Origin of the sequence: Aeromonas sp. HMWF014 (genome assembly GCF_963878295.1) — a bacterium.
Classification (GTDB): domain Bacteria; phylum Pseudomonadota; class Gammaproteobacteria; order Enterobacterales; family Aeromonadaceae; genus Aeromonas; species Aeromonas popoffii.
The window spans coordinates 1-16,984 of sequence record NZ_CAWNYS010000132.1; the positions used below are offsets into that span (position 1 = coordinate 1).

Genomic DNA, 16,984 nt, shown 5'->3' on the forward strand with positions numbered 1-16,984 from the left:
CGGTGGACATGGACGAGGGGTCGCTGACCGACGATGTGGACGTGGCTATCTACTACGGCCGTGGCAACTGGCCAGGGCTGAGATCCGACAAGCTGCACACCGAATATCTGATCCCCGTCTGTTCGCCGCTGCTGCTGACCGGCCCCAAACCGCTGCGCACCCCGGATGATCTGACCCGTCATACCCTGCTGCACGATACCTCTCGCCGTGACTGGAAGGCCTGGTTTCGCCAGCTCGACATAGATGCCCCCAATGTCAATCAGGGGCCCATCTTCAGCCACTCGACCATGGTGATCCAGGCGGCGATCCACGGTCAGGGCGTGGCGCTTGGCCACAGCGTGCTGGCCCAGCCAGAGATCGAAGCGGGCCGACTCATCTGCCCGTTCGAGCAGGTGCTGGTGAGCAAGAACGCCTTCTACCTGGTGTGCCAGGAGCAGCAGTCCGATCAGGGCAAGATAGTGGCCTTTCGCGACTGGATGCTGGAGTTGGTGGAGCAGGAGGAGGCCCGTCGCCGGGCACGGCTTGCCGATGCAGCCGATGCCTAGGTCACCACAGACGGGTGCATGTTTTCGGGTGAGACCTGCCAGGTGGCGTGATGAGTGACGTGATGAGGGAGGGGGCAAGCGATGCCCCCGTTCGTATTTTACTGGCCCATGGCGCCGGTGCCGGCATGGAACACGCTTTTCTTTCCGAGTTGTCACGCCTGTTGGCGGGGCCTGATATCGAGGTGGTGCGTTTCAACTTCCCCTACATGACCAAGCGGGCCCTGGATGGCAAGCGCAGGCCGCCGGACAGGCAGCCGGTGTTGCTTGACCATTGGCGCCAGATGGCGCGGCAATTCGCCCATCCCCGGCTGTTTCTGGCGGGCAAGTCCATGGGGGGACGCATGGCGGCAGAGCTGTATCGCGAAGGAGGGGGCGAGATGAATGCTGCAGGATTGCTCATTCTCGGGTATCCTTTCCACCCCCCGGCCAAGCCCGACAGCTGGCGGGGCGAGGTGCTCAAGCAAATCAAGACGTCGACCCTGCTGTTGCAAGGGGAGCGCGATACCTTCGGCACGCGTGCCGAACTGGCAGATTTTCCTTTCTCACCCCATGTATCGGTCCACTGGCTGACCGATGGTGACCATGGCTTCAAACCGCGAAAAGCCAGTGGTGTGAGCGAGCAGGAAAACCTGCAACAGGCGGCCGATCGGATAAAGGGCTTTATCGCCGCCACCCGGGTTGAGGCCTGACGGTGGTGAACGAGACAACGAGGGAGCTAAGGATGCAGATCCATCGACATTGGCTGGTGCTGGCGGGTTTTTTTGGCCTGACGGCGACCCTGCTGGGGGCTTATGGCGCCCACGGTCTGGCGGCGAGCGGCGTCACGCCTTCGCAGCTGGCGGCGTTCAACACCGCCGTGCAGTATCAGTTTTTTCACGCATTGGCCCTGCTGGTACTGGGTTGGTGCGGTGTGCGCAGCAAGGTGATCACCTTTGCTGGCTTCGCATTTGTGCTGGGGATCCTCGGATTTTCCGGCAGTATTTACGCCATGGTGCTGCTCGGCAGCAAGGGGCTGGGGCTCATTACCCCGGCCGGTGGCCTCTGTTTTATGTTGGGATGGGCGGCTCTGATATGGGCTGGCTGTCGTCTTGGAGGAAAGAATGAATAATCTGCTGCTTTATTGCCGCCCCGGTTTTGAGAAAGAGGCGGCGGCAGAGATCACCGAGCGTGCCAGTAACATGCAGTGCTACGGTTTCGCCCGGGTCAAGGACGACAGCGGTTATGTGATATTCGAGTTGTATGACGAGGAGCAGGCCGATCTGCTGGCACGCAAACTGCCATTCAGGGAGCTGATCTTTATCCGTCAGATGCTGGTGGTGACCCACGAGCTGAAGGATCTGGATGTTGCAGACCGGATCTCGCCCATCATAGAAGCGACCCGCGAATACACGATCTGCGGCGATCTGCGGGTTGAAACCGCTGATACCAACGAAGCAAAAGAGCTGTCAGCTTTTTGCCGCAAGTTCACCGTGCCGCTTCGTCAGGCGCTGCGCAGCAACGAGATCCTGACCAAGAAAGAGACGCCGCACCGCCCGGTGTTCCATGCTTTCTTCATGGCCAATGATCACCTGTTGCTGGGCTACTCCTATTCGTTCAACAACTCTGAATTTCACATGGGCATTCCTCGCCTGCGTTGTTCGCCAGATGCACCGAGCCGCTCCAGCCTCAAGCTGGAAGAGGCCTTCTATGTGTTCGTGCCACGGGAAGAGTGGGACCTGCGTCTCACCTCCGGCATGAAGGCGGTGGATCTGGGCGCCTGCCCGGGTGGCTGGACGCATCAGCTGGTGCGTCGCGGCATGATGGTGACCGCAGTGGATAATGGCACCATGGCACAGTCCCTGATGGACACAGGTCAGGTCAAGCACCTGCGTGATGACGGTTTCGTATGGCGGCCCAGCAAGAAGAACATCTACTGGCTGGTGTGCGACATGGTCGAGAAGCCAGCACGGGTAACACACATGATCGCCGACTGGTTCCGCGAGAACGACTGCCAGGAGGCCATGTTCAACCTCAAGCTGCCGATGAAGAAGCGTTACGCCGAAGCGGTGCATAACATAGAGGTGTTGCGCGGCCTGCTCAAGGAGATAGACAACGCCTTCGTCATTCAGGCCAAGCAGCTCTATCACGATCGCGAAGAGATCACAGTGCACGTCTACAACAAGTACTGGGTTTCCAAGCTGGAAGCCAAGGAGTGATATCCGGCCCCTTGCCGTGAGCAGAAAAAAGACCGACGGCAGTGATGCCGTCGGTCTTTTGCTATCTGCGCCATGCAGCCAATGTCAGAAGCGGTAATCGAGACGCAGTGATGACTCGTCATCCGTGACTTTGAGCTCAATCTGCAAGGGGATACTCTTGTCGACCGGGTTGAACTGTAGCTTTACCCCATCCCCTCTGAGTTTGATGGCGGTGTCCATGCCCGCTGCCTTGAATTTGATCCTGGGTTTGTGCTGTTCAAAGGAGAGGCTTACGCTTTTTTCTGCCGTCAGATTGAGGGTCGGATAGGCGGTAACCTGCTTGTTGCCATCGCTGTCCGTCATGATTTCTACCCCGAAGGAGAGCGGTTTGGGGGCCTTGAGCAGCTCGTTGGTATCCAGGGTGGAGCGCCAGACCTGGCTGGCTTGCTGGGTGGCGGCAGCCGGTGGCTCTCTCCAGGCATTGTCGACCGGCCTATCTACTGCCATGACGCTGCTGTTGATGAGCAGCAGGCTGAAAATAGCGCGCATAATGGATCTCCTAATCCCTTATCTATTGAACATAGTAGCCAATTGATGAGGGGGAGAGCGCGCCGCGAGATAAAACAAAGGGAGCCGAGGCTCCCTTTTAAAATCAGTCTATTAGGCTAGTTCACAGCCGATCTATGATGGACTGGGTGAACTCGCTGGTGGAGGCTGTGCCCCCCAGATCCCGGGTTACCCGATCGCCAGATTCTATGGTGGCGCGCACTGCTTCCCGGATGCGTTCAGCCTTGTCCTGCATGCCCAGATATTCCAGCATCTGGATGGAGGCGAGGATCACCGAGGTCGGGTTGGCGATGTTCTTGCCCGCGATATCCGGTGCCGAACCGTGCACGGCTTCGAAGATGGCGGCACCATCACCTATGTTGGCGCCCGGCGCCATGCCAAGGCCACCCACCAGACCCGCGCACAGATCCGAAAGGATGTCGCCGAACAGGTTGGTGGTAACCATGACATCGAATCGCTCCGGGTACATCACCAGGTTCATGCAGGCGGCATCGACGATCATCTCCTCGCTCTGGATATCCGGATAGCGAGCTGCCACTTCACGGGCCACTTCCAGGAACAGACCCGAGGTGGACTTGAGGATGTTGGCCTTGTGGATGATGGTGACCTTCTTGCGCCCTTCCTGACGGGCCAGCTCGAAGGCGAACTTGACGATGCGCTCAGCCCCGTCGCGGGTGATGATGCTCATCGCCTCGGCGCTCTTGTTGTCATCGCTGCGCTTCTGGCCGGCGCCCGAGTACATGCCTTCGGTGTTCTCACGTACCGTGATGATGTCGATGTTGTCGTAACGGCTTCGTGTGCCCTTGAAGGAGATAACGGGGCGGACGTTGGCGTAGAGGTTGAATTTCTTGCGCAAGGAGACGTTGATGGAGGTGAAGCCGCCGCCGACCGGGGTGGTGAGCGGACCTTTCAGGCTGACCTTGTTCTTCTCGATCAGATCCAGGGTGGCTTGGGGCAGCAGCTCGCCGTGCTTCTCGAGGGCAACCAGACCGGCGTCAGCATATTCATATTCGAAGTCGCAACCGGCGTGGGTCAGGATCTGGATGGCAGATTCAATGATGCTGGGGCCGATGCCGTCGCCGGGGATCACGGTAATTTTTCTTTTTGACATGAGACGTATCCACTTCTAGGGAACAGAGGGGGAGGATTCGGCCGTTTTATACCATTTCTACACCTAACCCTCCATGTTTCTTTACATTTTATCTGCTTTTGTCAACAGCAAAGGTGAGTCCCGTCATGATTGGCAGGATAGCGGGAGCATGGCGGGAAGCCTGTCAGGTCTCGCTGTCGGGCACGGGCGGATAACGTATCTCCCGCAGGTTGAACCCCAGCGGAATGTCCCGCTGCAGCTGCACCAGCCGCTGGGCCAGCAGGGCCTCATCCTGATGCTGGCGCAGCCTGAGCAAGGGCTTGCTGGTGCCCTCCTGCTGACAGGCTGCGAGCAGCGCCGGGAGATCGCCATGTTGTTGCAGCAGTTGGGTCGCGGTCTTGGGGCCAATGCCGGGCACCCCCTTGATGTTGGAGCCACCGATGCCGGTCAGGGCCCAGAAATCCACCAGTTGCACCGGTGCCACCCCATATTGTTGCTCGACGAAGGCGGCATCCAGCCAGCGCTTGTTGAAGTAGTCACGGATCTGGATCTGCGGACAGATGAGCTGACAAAACCCTTTGTCGGTGGAGATGATGGTGGCCCTTGCCCCGTGCAGTGCAATGCCGCTGGACAGGGTGGCGATGAGATCGTCTGCCTCGTCGGTCTGGGAGAGCAGGGCATCCACGCCGCACTCCCAGAACGCATCCTGCAAGGTGTTCAAGCCTTCGCGCAGCTCGACCGGCATGGGGGTTCGCCCCTCCTTGTAGGCCGGATAGACCTCTTTGCGCCAGCTGTGCACCTCGCCGTCAAATACGGCGATGGCGTGGGTCGGCTCGCTGCCCGCCAGCAGCTTGCGGCAGGTGTTGATGAGGTTGGCGCGGGTGGCGATCAGCGCCTGGGCCGGGGTCAGCGCCTGCTGGACTTGCACCGCATGCAGACGACGGATGAGGTTGAGGGCATCAATGATGAGCAGGTGTGGCCTGATAGTTGACATGGGACACTCTTGGCGGTCGAGACGCGCCATTGTAACAAACAGTCCGCCCTGATGGGGGATTGATGGCATCCGTGTGCCAGACGCCAGTCAGTAAAGAGGGGCGCCAATGCGCCCCTCTCTTCGTATTGCGTGCCTGCCTTAGCGCACTATCTCGTAGCAGGGCACATACTGGCTGCCCGGCAGCTTCATCCGTTGCTGCTTGACGAAGCTCTCCAGCAGCTTGTCCATCAGGTGCATCAGCTCCTTGTCGCCGTGCAGCTTGAAGGGGCCCTTCTTCTCGATGGCGCGAATGCCCCCTTCCTTGACGTTGCCAGCGACGATACCGGAGAAGGCACGGCGCAGGTTCGCCGCCAGCAGCTGGGGCGGCTGATTGCGATGCAGATCCAGGCTGGCCATGTTGGCGTGATCCGGCTCGAATGGCAGCTGGAATTCGGGCTCGATCTTGAGGGACCAGTTGAAGGAGTAAGCGTCGCCGACGGATTTGCGATATTCGCGAATTTTCGGCATTGCCTCCTTCATCACCCGGGCTACTTCCGGCGCATCGCCGACGATGATGCGGTAGAGGCTGGTGGCGGGTTCACCCAGGGTTGCCTTGACGAAGTCATCAATGGCGCGGAAGTAATCGGCGCTCTCCTTGGGACCGGTCAAGATAATCGGTATGGGCTGCCGCTCGTTGGCGGGGTGCATCATGATGCCGAGCAGGTAGAGCAGCTCTTCGGCTGTGCCGACACCGCCCGGGAAGATGATGATGCCGTGGCCCAGACGCACAAAGGCCTCCAGTCGTTTCTCGATATCCGGCAGTATCACCAGCTCGTTGACGATGGGGTTGGGCGGCTCGGCGGCTATGATGGACGGCTCGGTCAGCCCTATGTAACGGCCATTGCGCACTCGCTGTTTGGCGTGGCCGACGGCGGCGCCCTTCATGGGCCCTTCCATGGCCCCCGGGCCGCAGCCGGTACAGATATTGAGCTCGCGCAGCCCCAGTTCGTTGCCCACCGCGCGGGTGTACTGGTACTCGATTTCGTTGATGGAGTGGCCGCCCCAGCAGACCACCAGATTGGGATCCGCACCCGGCAGGATAGCCTTGGCGTTACGCAATATGGCGAACACCACGTTGGAGATGTGGGTGGAGCTGGTCAGGTTGACCAGCCGGTTCGACTCCAGCTGGGTCGAGACATAGAGGATGTCGCGCAGCACGGAGAAGAGGTGCTCCTGAATGCCACGAATGATTTCGCCATCCACAAAGGCGTGTTCGGGGGCATTGAACAGTTCGAGTTTGACCCCACGCTCGCGCCGGATCACATGAATATCAAAGGATTTGAAACGCTCCAGTATCTCTTTGGAGCTGTCGGTATGGCTACCTGAGTTGAGCACTGCCAGCGAGCAGTTGCGAAACAGTTGATAGATATCGCTGGAGGCTGTTTGTTTGAGGCGATCCACCTCGAGTTGTGACAGCAAGTCCATGCTGCCGACAGGATTGATGTGCGTAATCATAGGTTCCCCTTTCACTCGCTTGTTATCGTTGTGCTTTTCCCTGGGGAGAAAACGGGATGCCATGTGGAATCCCTTGAATTTGATAGTAGAGGTAAGCGGTGGGGCAGGGGAATAGGGGAGAAGTGCGTTTGCTGCTTTTTTAGACTGCCATTAGCCCAGGTTGACCTGATCCCGGCCCGAGTGCTTGGAGCTGTAGAGCGCCTTGTCGGCCCGTTCGAACGCATCCGAGGTGTTATCCCCTTCCCGGAACAGGGTGGCACCGATGGAGATAGTGATCTCGACCCTGGCATCGCGAAAGCGGAACGGGATACTTTTGATGGTCTGGCGCAGGGTCTCCAGCGGTTTCTGGTACTTGTCGGGGTTGATGTTCGGCAGCAGCACTACAAACTCCTCGCCGCCGAAGCGGGCGATGAAGTCGGTGTCACGCAGGGCACTCAGCAGCGCCTTGGCAACCACCTTCAACGCCTTGTCACCGGCCATGTGGCCGTAGTTGTCGTTGATGTTCTTGAAGTGATCGATGTCGATGATGGCCAGACAGAGTGGTGTTCCGTAGCGCAGCCAGCGCTTGTATTCGAGTTCGAGCCGCTCGTCCAGCGCCGCCCGGTTATGCACCTGGGTCAGGCTGTCGAGGAACAGCTTGTGTTTCTGGATGGTGAGCCGTTTCTTGTACTCGGCGGTCTCCTCCTTCATCAGTCGCAGCTTGGCCTCCATGTTGGAGAGGCGGGTGAGCAGGTGACGCTCGCGGGCGGCCATGGCTTCCCTGTCCTGTAACAGCAGATTGATGGCACCCATGTGGCCCGAGATAGCGCCCTTGAGCTCATCGAATGAGTCGTTGCTGGCCAGGGTATGGTCGATGGCGCGCAGCTCCTTGTCGATGGCCTGACGGGTATCCTGGGTGGCGCTTTGCAGGGCGCGCCCTTCGTCAAGAGATTCGGTGAAGCTGAAATGCACCGCCGAGAGGCTTTCGTTGAGGGTGCTCAGAAAGGCCTGGGAGGATTTTCGCTCCTCGCGGGTGCCATCTATGATGAGCTCGATCACCTGCAGGCAGATCTCGGCCAGCTGCGGCGGCGTGATGCCATGGAGCAGCTGGCGACGGATATCCGCCAGCCTCTCGCCGATGGCACCGGCAAAGTCGAGCTCTGTGATGAGCCGCTGCAACTCGTCGGCTATGTGGGCGTGGGTCTTGGCATCAAACGGGATGGTTGGCTCGGGGCAAGAGAGTTCGGCTATAGCGATGACAGGCGTGCTGGCGACGGGAGCCGGATCCTGCAGGGGCTGGGTCGGTAGCAGCTGGATTTTGATGGCCTGCTGGTAGAACTCCAGCAGCCGGATCACCTTCTTCTGATGATCGCCAATGCCATAGCCATCCGGACTTGCCAGAAACGCCTTGAGGGACTTGCGGGTATCCTCCGGGAAGCCCTTGATGGACTTGAGCTGCTTGGAGCCAAGGTCGATGGCGGACTTGGTCAGGGTAATGGACTCTTCCAGCGCATTGCTGTGTTGCTGCAGCAGTTTTTCAATGGCCAGCAGATCGGCGTCCAGCGAGGTGAATGCGGGATTGTTATCCAGTTTCTGCTTGAGCTTGGCGAAGCGATTGTCCAGCTCACGGTCGAAGCCACGACAGGAGAGCATCAACTTGTTGATAAACTCGATGCCGCGAGCACGCTCCGCATCGGAAAACGAGAGCACGCCGTCGAGCTCCAGCTGCTTTTGCTGAAGGGATTCCCTGAGTCTGGCCAATTGTCCTGCTACGGCAGCGATATCATTCATTATTCAGGTCGCCCTGTTGTCATTATCGTTTTTGTGTTGGATAGCAACGGCGGTCGAACCCGGTTCCAGACCCAATTGATTATCTATGTTGTCATTGGCCATCCGGCGCTTTCGTCCGTGCAAGTCGAAGCCAATTAACCCATTGCTTTTCATGAGAAGAATTTACTTTTACCAGTCCCTTGTCAATTGCCATCAAGCAGCATTGCCACACATCCCCATTAAAAAATGCAGCCTGTTGGCAATCGATGGCGGCCAGCTCCAGCCAGACACTTTGCTGGTGTTTTTCACTGAGCTGAATCGCTCCTGCCAGTGCCAGATAACAGAGGTCGAACAGGCCGTGGTGATCGAGGGCGGTCGCCGCCTTGGGCAGGAAGGGGTGGCTGACGATGCCGAGGCTGATGTGGCGTTCCAGCGGGTGCTGACAGGGGAAGGCGGCAAAGGTTGCAAGCAGATCCTGGGCCAGCCGGTGCAGATCTTCCACATGGCGCTGGGGCACCACGTAGAGCAAATGACCTTCACGCAGGTCATAGATGCGCCCATCCTGCGGTGTCAGCCCGTTGACATAGCTGCCGAAGGCCTGCTCTATCTCGCGGCTCACCTGATAGCCGTGATGTTCCATGCTGTTGACCAGGAAGGGCACTCTAAACAGCAGATAGTGCAGCTTGTCGTCAAATTCGCTGGTGGGCAGATCGCTCAGATACCAGCGTTCTGATGTTTGCTGGCGCCTGGCCATCTCGCGCGGCCAACGGTTCATCAGCCGCTGCCAGTTGGCCAAGCCGGTGCGCGGCTCGATCAAGATGGCCTCACCCCGCTGCTTGCCTTGCAGGCGGGCGACGCGGAGCTTGAGCCAGAGGGTGAAGAACAAATAGATGAACAGGGTCAGCAGCAGGCCTGTGATGACGCTCGACCAGAGGTAGCGATCCTGCTGATGCCGGCTGGTTTTGAGCTGCTGTTCCAGCTCCTTGATCTGCTGCTCCCGCTCCACCTGGACATAGTTGTCGCGGATCGCCTCCTGCTCCAGATCGACCTGCTGCTGGCGTACCTGCTCGCTGCGCTGGTGGAAATGCTTGTAGCTGTCCAGCGCCTGCTGGAGGTGGCCCTTCTGCTCGTAGGCCACCGAGAGCAGGCGGAAGATCTCGAACTGGCGCTGGGCATCGCCGAGCTGGTTGGCCAGCGCCAGCGCGTTTTCCAGCTGCAGGATGGCGATGCCGTCCTCCTTCTGCTTGAGGTGCAGCTCACCCAGCAGCAGCAGGGTGTCGATGAGCGGCTCCTTGTCGTCGCCCAGCTCGTGGGACTGGCGTGCCGCAGTGAGGTAGTTGCGGGCCAGGGTCAGGTTGCCGGTTTGCAGATAGGTCTTGCCTATCTCGTACTTGAGATGGGCGATGCGGGTGCGATTGTTGCCCTCGTCCAGCAGATCCAGCGCATTGAAGAAGTAGACCAGCGCCATGTTCATTTCGCCCTGCTCCCGGTTGAGGCGGGCGAGCACGATCAGCGAATCGCTGAGCAGGGAGGGGTTGCCGAGGGCATGAAAGTAGTTGGCGGCCTCATTGGCATACTGCAGCGCCTTCTGCGGTTCATGTTCCGCCTGATAGAGGTTCACTATCTGGTTCGACAGCAGCCCGAGGAAGAGGGGATCCTGCAGCCCCCTGGCCTGTTGCTGGGCGTCGATGTAGTCACCGAGGGAGAGCTGGGGCTGCCTGAGGGCATGGTAGAGATCGCCGCTCACCGCGCTGACCCAGGCACTGGCCAGCGGCTCCCTGGTCTTGTCTGCCCAGCGCCGTGCCTCGGCCAGTTGGCGTTTAGCCTCGTCGAACTGGTGTGCCTCTATGCTGGCGTTGGTGCGCAGCAAGCGGCTGTAGACCTGCAGCTGGCTCTCTTTGAGGCTGGGGTTGCTGAGCAGGGTCTCCAGCTGGCCGAGCAGGCTTGCGCTGGCACCATGGGAGTGATCCTGCAGATTCTGGCTGCGGACCTTGAGGTAGAGGCCATGGGCCTGCAACTCCAGTTGCTGCTCTTTGGCAGCCATGGCGATGCCCTGATCGAGCGACTTCTGGGCTGCCTGGAACTGCCCCAGTTGCAGCAGACACTCCCCCTTGAGCAGGTGGGCGCTGGTGGCCTGGGCGGCCGTGCCATAGCTCAGCAATGGCTCGCGATAGCCGTACTCCTGGCGATTGCTGATGATTTGCTTGGGATTATTGGCTGTGCGCGTCAGGAAGGCCGAGGTGATCTGGACGCATCTGGCAGGATCGGTGAGCACCAGGGTCTGGGCCTGCTGCAGATCGATAGACAACTGCTCCTTGGCCAGATCCAGATTAGGAGCCGACAGGGAGGACATCATCATTGCCAGAAAAAACAGTTGATTCATTGGATTAAGGACAGCACAGGGGTGTGGGCATGTTATCCAAGCCCCCCCCTGCACGTCCAGCGTTTACTGGCGGGGGGGGAGGAAGGGGCCTGGGATCCAGGCCCCTCTTTGTCAACTGCGCCCGGCGTTTACTGGCGGATAAGGCGCAGGTTGGCGGGAGGAACTTCCCAATCGCTGCGAAACGGGTTGATGTCCAGTCCACCACGGCGGGTATAGCGGGCATAGACAGTCAGCTGGCTCGGGCGACATAGGTGCTTGAGATCGGTGAAGATCCGCTCGATGCACTGCTCGTGGAACTCGTTGTGTTGGCGAAACGAGATGAGGTAGCGCAACAGTTTTTCCCGATCCAGCCGCGGGCCACGATAGTGGATCACCACGGATCCCCAGTCCGGCTGGCTGGTCACCAGGCAGTTGGACTTGAGCAGGTGGCTGTGCAGTGTCTCTTCCACCTCCTCATTGCTTGCCGCCCCTTGCAGCAGATCGGCATCGAACTCGTAACAGTCCACCTCTATGTCTTGCTCATCGATGCACTCCCCCGGCAGGGTCGCAATGTGATGAGGTGCCTGAGTCAGCGGGAACAGGGTGACGCTCACATCGCTGCCGGCGCAGGCACTGAGATCCTTGACCAGCAGCGCCTGTACCGCTTCCAGCGAGTCGCACCGGGTCTGGTTGAAGGAGTTGAGGTAGAGCTTGAACGACTTGGATTCGATGAGGTTGACGCTGGTGGCCGGGACTGAGATCTCGCCGACGGCGACCATGGGCTTGCCTTTGGCATTGAGCCAGGAGAGCTCGTACAGGGTCCAGATGTCACAACCCTGGAACGGTAGCGTGCCGGTCAGGCCGAGGTCGTCGCGGTTCAGGCTGCGCGGTACCGGTTGCAGCAGGGCCGGGCAGTACTGGCTGATGTAGGCAGACTGCTGGCCCAGGCTCAGCCCCTGCAAGGCGTGGGCACCTGCGTATCTCTCTTGTTTGCTCATGTGTTTGATGATCCGGACGTTGAATGAGCCATTGCACTGGCAGCGGCTGGGGCCCTTGCCCCAGATCGGTGCTGCGGGATGATCGCCACCTAAGTGGCGGCGTCTCGCGCTTCACCTTGTCTGCTCACGGCTTTGATGGTGCAATAGCGGACTTTGGCAGCAATTGTGGGGAATTTCGATGTCGGATCAAGTCTTGTCTGCCCTGGAACACTTTTTTTTACGCTGGCAGCGTGATGGCGAGGCAAGGCGGGGACTGCCCCTGTGTGAATGGGAGGCAGACTGGCGCTCCCCTTGTGAGCTGGATGAGCCCAGAGAGGGGCGGGTCGCCTGGCGTCCGTATCAGCGCAGCGAACCCGCAGACTTCGCAGCCATGGCCGATGCGCTGGAGCTGGTCCTGCATCCCGCAGCCCTTGCCCTGTTTGGCCACTGGTTCAGTCGCCCCATTCCCTGTTCCTACAAGGGGTTGCGCCTTGAGTTGATCCTGCCGTGGAACGAGGCGGATCTGGACCTGCTCAGGGAAAACCTCATCGGCCACCTGCTGATGCTGCGCAAGTTGAAGCGTGCGCCATCGATCTTCATCGCCACCACCCGCCACGAGATGACGCTGATCTCCCTTGATAATGAGAGTGGTCAGGTGTGGCTTGAGTGGCTCGACTCCGGCCGCCGTTTGGTGCTGGCGCCCTCCTTGTCCGCTTTTCTCGCGCGGCTGGAGACCTTGCCGCAATAAGGGGCCTTGCACCAATTCGAACGAAAAGAGCCTTGCCGCTTGGCAAGGCTCTTTTTCATTGCCCCTTTATCACAGGTTGGCGTGGCGCCTAATCCTTGAAGTCCCAGGAGAGGTTGGAGATCAGCCGGCAGGGATCGCACTTGAAATCGAAGATTTCGTGCAGCGGTTCGGCTAGCGCCCACTCGCCACCGCAGCCAGGGCAGGGGCGGGCCTTCTCTTCGGCGGCGCTCAGCCCGCCGACCCGGTAGAGATAGTAATAGGTAGGAATGCCGCTCAGGGCCTCCAGCCGCTTGCCGAGATCGCTGCCACGGCGTTGCAGCCGGCTGCCTACCTCGCCTATTTCGTGCAATGCCGTGTGTTCGGCGATGGAGCCGTTCATCTGCAGCTGATCACACGCCTCCCAATCCTCCTGCCACTTGATGATCTGCTTGTGGTCACCGTTGGCAATGGCGGGCAGCCGATAGAGCGGTATGGGGGCGAAGTGGTCGCCACAGCGCAGTGGCGAGCAGGTGTGCAGGAAGCTGGTGTAGAGCAGCATCCAGCTCGGCCGCCCGTCGGTGTGGCCGCAAGGATCCGTGCTATCGGAGAGCAGATCCACGCCTTGCAGCTGGAGTTTTGGCGCGAGCAGTCCCGCCTGATTGAGCTGCTGTTCGGCTAGTTTGACCTGCTCGCTCTGGTTGTCCGGGTGCAGGCTGTCTTGCTCGGGGCAGACCACCCGGCTGATGAACTGACCCTGCTGCATGCTGGTGGGAAACTCCCGGCCAAGGATCTGGCCCTGATAGCGCAGCATGTCCAGGTAGTTGACGATGGCCCGTTCGGCCTCACCGAGGGAGGTATCGCGATAGCATTCAAAGCTGAGTTCGAGAATGTACATGGGGCTCAGTCCGGCTGGCGTTGAAGCAGCAGGGTGGTCAGGCGATCGACCTTCTGCTCGAGCCGGTTGAGCTGCTCGCTCAGCTGCTGCAGGTTGACGGCATCGGCCGCCATCTCGGGCTTGGCAACCGCAGGCGTGGTGGCTGCGGATGGCTCGGTGGGCTGGGGTTGCTGTTTCCACTGGCTCAGCACCTTGAGCAGCTCGGCCATGGGCACGGGCTGGCTGAGGCGAGCCTTGACCATGGCGGTGGAGGGGGTGATCCCCTTCGCGGCCAGTTCGTTGGCAATGCGGATGATCTCTTGGGCGGACATGAGGGCTCCTGCGCAGGATGGCGGTAATACGGGCTGGACGGGGGACAGAGCTTAACCAAACCGCCTTCGTCTGGAAAGCGGGCTGGCGAGAGGAGGAGGCTCAATCGCTCTGGCGCAGCCGCACATCCAGCTGATCGATGGCTTCCGACCAGTCCGCATCATCCCAGAGCGCATCGCGCAGGAAGTTGGCCTGGGATTGGGTCCAGAAAGCGGCCTCGGGCAGCAGGGTCTGATTGTCCAGCCTGTGTTCGTGGATGAAGCGGTGTTGGCTCAACTCGTCGTTGGCCAGGCCCAGCTGGGCAAACAGGGCGGACAGGTCGTGGGTCAGGAATTCCATCTCATCTCTCCCGGGGGCATTCCTGAAAATTATAGGTCCGGATCCGTGCCGGCTTGCTATTGCGATGGCATACGTTAGAGGCAAAGTGGCTGGCCCGACTTGGTCTCTGGCCAGCGAGAGCCCCACTGGCTGGCTTACTGGGATGGCATGCGATGGGGGGGCAGGTCGACGCCGACGATGTGCAGTCCCTGCATGCGCAATTGTCCTTGATAGTTGCTCTCACCATCGCTGGAAAATTCAAACTCGTAGTAGGTCAAGAGCCGCAGCGGTTGGTGCGCCAGCGCACGGTGGCTGCGTGCCAGCGACAGCAGCTGCAAATCGTGATGCTGGCAGTAACGGCGCATGTATTGCCAGGCGAGCTCGGCCTGGCGGCGCTGATGCCAGAAGGCTGCGCCGATGAAGATAAGCAGCAAGATACCGAGCATTTCACCCATCGAGGGCTCCTTCTGTGTGATGTGGCCTTGTGTGGACCGGGTGGCGAGCCACCCGGCCGCTATTCCATCAACCGTTACGCTGCGGCAAACAGGCGACCTATGGCCTGACCGAGCGCATCGCTTCGCGCCGGATCCCGCAATCTGGCCAGCATATCATCGCGCAGGGCCGGCAGGGTCACCAGCTCGGCAAACACCTGATTGAAGAACTGGGTCGGTTGCAGCGCCAACTGCTCCAGGAACAGACCGAGCAGGTTCGGTACCTTCAGGTCGAGCCAGAGGCGACCGGCGATGGCGAGCAGCAGGGCCGGGCTCGGCTGGGTTTGCAGCAGGGTCAGCAGCTTGTTGGTACGCATGGCATTGCCGTTGCACGAGGCCAGCGCCCGGCACAGGTAGGCCAGGGTTTCGGGGTCGGGCTCGGCGCCCTCCTGCTCCTTGCCGATGCGCTCGAACAGGGCACCCTGCACGGCCGGCGGCAGCGGGACATTTTCCAGGCTCTGGCACAGGGCGTAGAGCGGCGCCTGGGGCAGCTTTGGCAGCGCCTTGCACACCAGTGACAGATTGCGCTCGTCCTGCAGCCGCTCGGCCATGTCGGCGAAGCCTTGCAGGCCCAGCGCCTGCCAGCCTTCGTCACCGGGGGCTGCCAGATAGTGACACAGGGCGTCGTAGTAGGCGGAAGGGGCCTGTTCCAGCTGGCGGGCCAGCTTGGCATGCAGGCTGGCCATCTTGGCCTCGGCCGGGCGGAAGGTGTAGGGGTTGTCGGCCAGTCGCTGGGCCTTCTCTTCATCCAGATCACCGGTCAGCTTGTAGCCCAGGGTCTCGACCACCTGATCCATGAAGAGTTTGGGGCCGCTGCCGATGAGCAGGCCGCGCTCATCGAGCGCAAACTTGAGGAACCAGAGGTAGTGCCTGGACTCCGCTGGCTGGAAGAAGTGGACGCCGAGCCAGGCGTGCTGTTGCAGGGGCCAGGGATAGGGTTCCTGCTGCTGCTCGATGCGCACGAAGGTATCGCTCGGTAGCGGCCGCACCTGACGACCCATGTCGAACAGTTGAAACTGGGTATCGGCCTGGGTCAGAAACTCGGTCAGCGTGTTGATGGTAGACATGATGTGATCCGGCTAAGGGTGATGCGGGCCGATTATAAAGCGGTTATATCAGATAGCCAGTGAGGGGCAGACTTCGGCCTCACCGCCCGTGATGGGGTGAAGCGCCTTGCCCATGGATGCAGACTTGAAAGGAATTATGGTGATCAGATCACCGCCTTCTCAGTTAATGCCGTTCCAACCGCATCTATTTGGGCAACAATGCCGGTTGGCGCTGCTCCTGCCGCCGTTACCAGCCCCGAAGCGAAACTGGCATCTGCACGACGTACCGTTATGTCGAGAATGGGCAAGCGCGCACCTGAACCGGTCAGGGCCGCACGCCCAAATGCCAGGCTGAGCAGCTCAAGCCAGACCGTCAGATGGAGGAGTTCCTAATCTAGGCTTGTGGGCTCATGCCGATTGATTGTGTGGCAATTTTCTTCTTTTCTGTTTGGGGGAGTGTGCTATCTGATTGATTGTTGGTACTATTTAGTACGTTTTATCGCATGTAAGCTGAATGTTTGACCACTACCCCGTTGCATTTTCTCAATACTGCCGACGCACTGACGCTCATCACCCAGTTCGATACGGCCACTGACGAGCACACTATAGTCGCGCTGTTGCGCGCCCTCAGCCAGCAGATGGGCTTTGACCACTTTCGGCTGGCGTTCATCTCGCCAAGCTCTATCCAGCGTCCCGAGGTGCGCATTTTCAATGGCTATCCTGCCCAGTGGGTGCAGATCTATGATGCGCAGAACTTCTTTGCTGTAGACCCTGTGGTGCGCAAGGGGATGACGCAGAGCACGCCTATCCTGTGGGCTAATCTCATCACCGAGTGTTGCGACCAACAAGATATCGATGGGCTTGAGGTGATGCTGCAGGCACAGGATGCTGGTCTGCGTGATGGCATCACGATCCCCTGGCATGGGCCTAATGGCCATGTAGGGCTGCTCTCTCTTATCATGCGGACACCACGCACTGAACATCAATGGCTTGGCGCGGTTCCTTTTCTTAGCTGGCTATCAAGCCATGTCTTCGAAGCCGTTGCACGGGTGTGTTCGTCAGCAATGCCACCGCGTGACCCTTTAAGCTTGCGGGAACTGGAGGTCTGCCAGTGGGCGGCAGAGGGGAAGCAAGTCAGTGATATCGGCAAAATCCTGGGCATCACCCCTAGAACGGTGACCTTTCATCTGGAGCGTATTGTCGAGAAGCTGGGAGCCAGCAATAAAAGCCAGGCGATATTCTGGGC

Annotated in this window: 18 protein-coding genes; 6 read left to right on the forward strand and 12 right to left on the reverse strand. The window is 59.8% G+C overall.

Annotated features, from left to right (window positions below; all coding sequences use genetic code 11):
- The 4 genes from AAC083_RS05215 to rlmM all read left to right on the forward strand — a co-directional run.
- A partial coding sequence (locus tag AAC083_RS05215) for a LysR substrate-binding domain-containing protein (protein ID WP_258224556.1) occupies positions 1-545 on the forward strand: 545 nt, incomplete at its 5' end.
- Positions 546-595: 50 nt separating this feature from the next.
- A complete protein-coding gene (locus tag AAC083_RS05220; protein ID WP_042038097.1) occupies positions 596-1,234 on the forward strand; it encodes an alpha/beta fold hydrolase in 639 nt (212 codons plus the stop codon).
- Between the two features lie 32 nt (positions 1,235-1,266).
- Positions 1,267-1,653, forward strand: a complete 387-nt coding sequence (locus AAC083_RS05225; protein WP_042038099.1) for a DUF423 domain-containing protein — start codon at positions 1,267-1,269, stop codon at positions 1,651-1,653.
- Positions 1,646-2,740 carry a 23S rRNA (cytidine(2498)-2'-O)-methyltransferase RlmM gene (rlmM, locus tag AAC083_RS05230; protein WP_042038100.1) on the forward strand — a complete coding sequence of 365 codons (1,095 nt, stop codon included), beginning with the start codon at positions 1,646-1,648 and terminating at the stop codon, positions 2,738-2,740. The genes AAC083_RS05225 and rlmM overlap by 8 nt, the downstream gene beginning before the upstream one ends.
- An 84-nt stretch (positions 2,741-2,824) precedes the next feature.
- Here the strand turns inward: rlmM and AAC083_RS05235 are convergent, their stop codons facing one another.
- The 7 genes from AAC083_RS05235 to queF all read right to left on the reverse strand — a co-directional run bounded on the left by AAC083_RS05235 (position 2,825) and on the right by queF (position 11,973).
- Positions 2,825-3,268 (reverse strand): hypothetical protein, encoded by a 444-nt coding sequence (locus tag AAC083_RS05235; RefSeq protein WP_108535348.1) that lies wholly within the window; start codon positions 3,266-3,268, stop codon positions 2,825-2,827.
- A gap of 121 nt (positions 3,269-3,389) precedes the next feature.
- Positions 3,390-4,397: an isocitrate dehydrogenase gene (locus AAC083_RS05240; RefSeq protein WP_108535349.1), complete on the reverse strand. Its 1,008-nt coding sequence runs from the start codon at positions 4,395-4,397 to the stop codon at positions 3,390-3,392.
- Between the two features lie 163 nt (positions 4,398-4,560).
- The gene (gene xni, locus AAC083_RS05245; protein WP_181364582.1) at positions 4,561-5,370 is read right to left on the reverse strand and encodes a flap endonuclease Xni; all 810 of its coding nucleotides are present in this window, start codon (positions 5,368-5,370) and stop codon (positions 4,561-4,563) included.
- A 138-nt stretch (positions 5,371-5,508) separates the two neighbouring features.
- The gene (ppnN, locus tag AAC083_RS05250; RefSeq protein WP_042038105.1) at positions 5,509-6,864 is read right to left on the reverse strand and encodes a nucleotide 5'-monophosphate nucleosidase PpnN; all 1,356 of its coding nucleotides are present in this window, start codon (positions 6,862-6,864) and stop codon (positions 5,509-5,511) included.
- 150 nt (positions 6,865-7,014) lie between these two features.
- Positions 7,015-8,634, reverse strand: a complete 1,620-nt coding sequence (locus AAC083_RS05255) for a GGDEF domain-containing protein (protein ID WP_108535351.1) — start codon at positions 8,632-8,634, stop codon at positions 7,015-7,017.
- 91 nt (positions 8,635-8,725) lie between these two features.
- Positions 8,726-10,996 carry a hypothetical protein gene (locus AAC083_RS05260; RefSeq protein ID WP_108535352.1) on the reverse strand — a complete coding sequence of 757 codons (2,271 nt, stop codon included), beginning with the start codon at positions 10,994-10,996 and terminating at the stop codon, positions 8,726-8,728.
- Positions 10,997-11,124: 128 nt separating this feature from the next.
- Positions 11,125-11,973: an NADPH-dependent 7-cyano-7-deazaguanine reductase QueF gene (gene queF, locus AAC083_RS05265; RefSeq protein ID WP_108535353.1), complete on the reverse strand. Its 849-nt coding sequence runs from the start codon at positions 11,971-11,973 to the stop codon at positions 11,125-11,127.
- 178 nt (positions 11,974-12,151) lie between these two features.
- Here queF and syd point away from each other — a divergent pair, with 178 nt between their 5' ends.
- On the forward strand, positions 12,152-12,700 hold the full coding sequence (syd, locus tag AAC083_RS05270; RefSeq protein WP_108535354.1) for a SecY-interacting protein: 549 nt from the start codon (positions 12,152-12,154) through the stop codon (positions 12,698-12,700).
- Between the two features lie 88 nt (positions 12,701-12,788).
- On the opposite strand, the gene AAC083_RS05275 is transcribed toward syd, so the two are convergent.
- The 5 genes from AAC083_RS05275 to AAC083_RS05295 all read right to left on the reverse strand — a co-directional run bounded on the left by AAC083_RS05275 (position 12,789) and on the right by AAC083_RS05295 (position 15,759).
- Entirely contained in the window at positions 12,789-13,574 is a 786-nt protein-coding gene (locus tag AAC083_RS05275) for a Zn-ribbon-containing protein (protein ID WP_108535355.1), read from the reverse strand.
- A 5-nt stretch (positions 13,575-13,579) separates the two neighbouring features.
- A complete protein-coding gene (locus tag AAC083_RS05280; RefSeq protein WP_108535356.1) occupies positions 13,580-13,885 on the reverse strand; it encodes a hypothetical protein in 306 nt (101 codons plus the stop codon).
- Between the two features lie 100 nt (positions 13,886-13,985).
- Positions 13,986-14,222: a DUF2789 domain-containing protein gene (locus AAC083_RS05285; protein ID WP_042038116.1), complete on the reverse strand. Its 237-nt coding sequence runs from the start codon at positions 14,220-14,222 to the stop codon at positions 13,986-13,988.
- Positions 14,223-14,356: 134 nt separating this feature from the next.
- Positions 14,357-14,656: a DUF3301 domain-containing protein gene (locus tag AAC083_RS05290; protein ID WP_108535357.1), complete on the reverse strand. Its 300-nt coding sequence runs from the start codon at positions 14,654-14,656 to the stop codon at positions 14,357-14,359.
- 74 nt (positions 14,657-14,730) lie between these two features.
- Positions 14,731-15,759, reverse strand: a complete 1,029-nt coding sequence (locus tag AAC083_RS05295; protein ID WP_108535358.1) for a DUF3549 family protein — start codon at positions 15,757-15,759, stop codon at positions 14,731-14,733.
- A 497-nt stretch (positions 15,760-16,256) separates the two neighbouring features.
- Between AAC083_RS05295 and AAC083_RS05300 the strand changes: the two genes are divergently transcribed.
- The coding region (locus AAC083_RS05300; RefSeq protein ID WP_108535359.1) for a LuxR family transcriptional regulator at positions 16,257-16,984 on the forward strand (728 nt) is incomplete at its 3' end.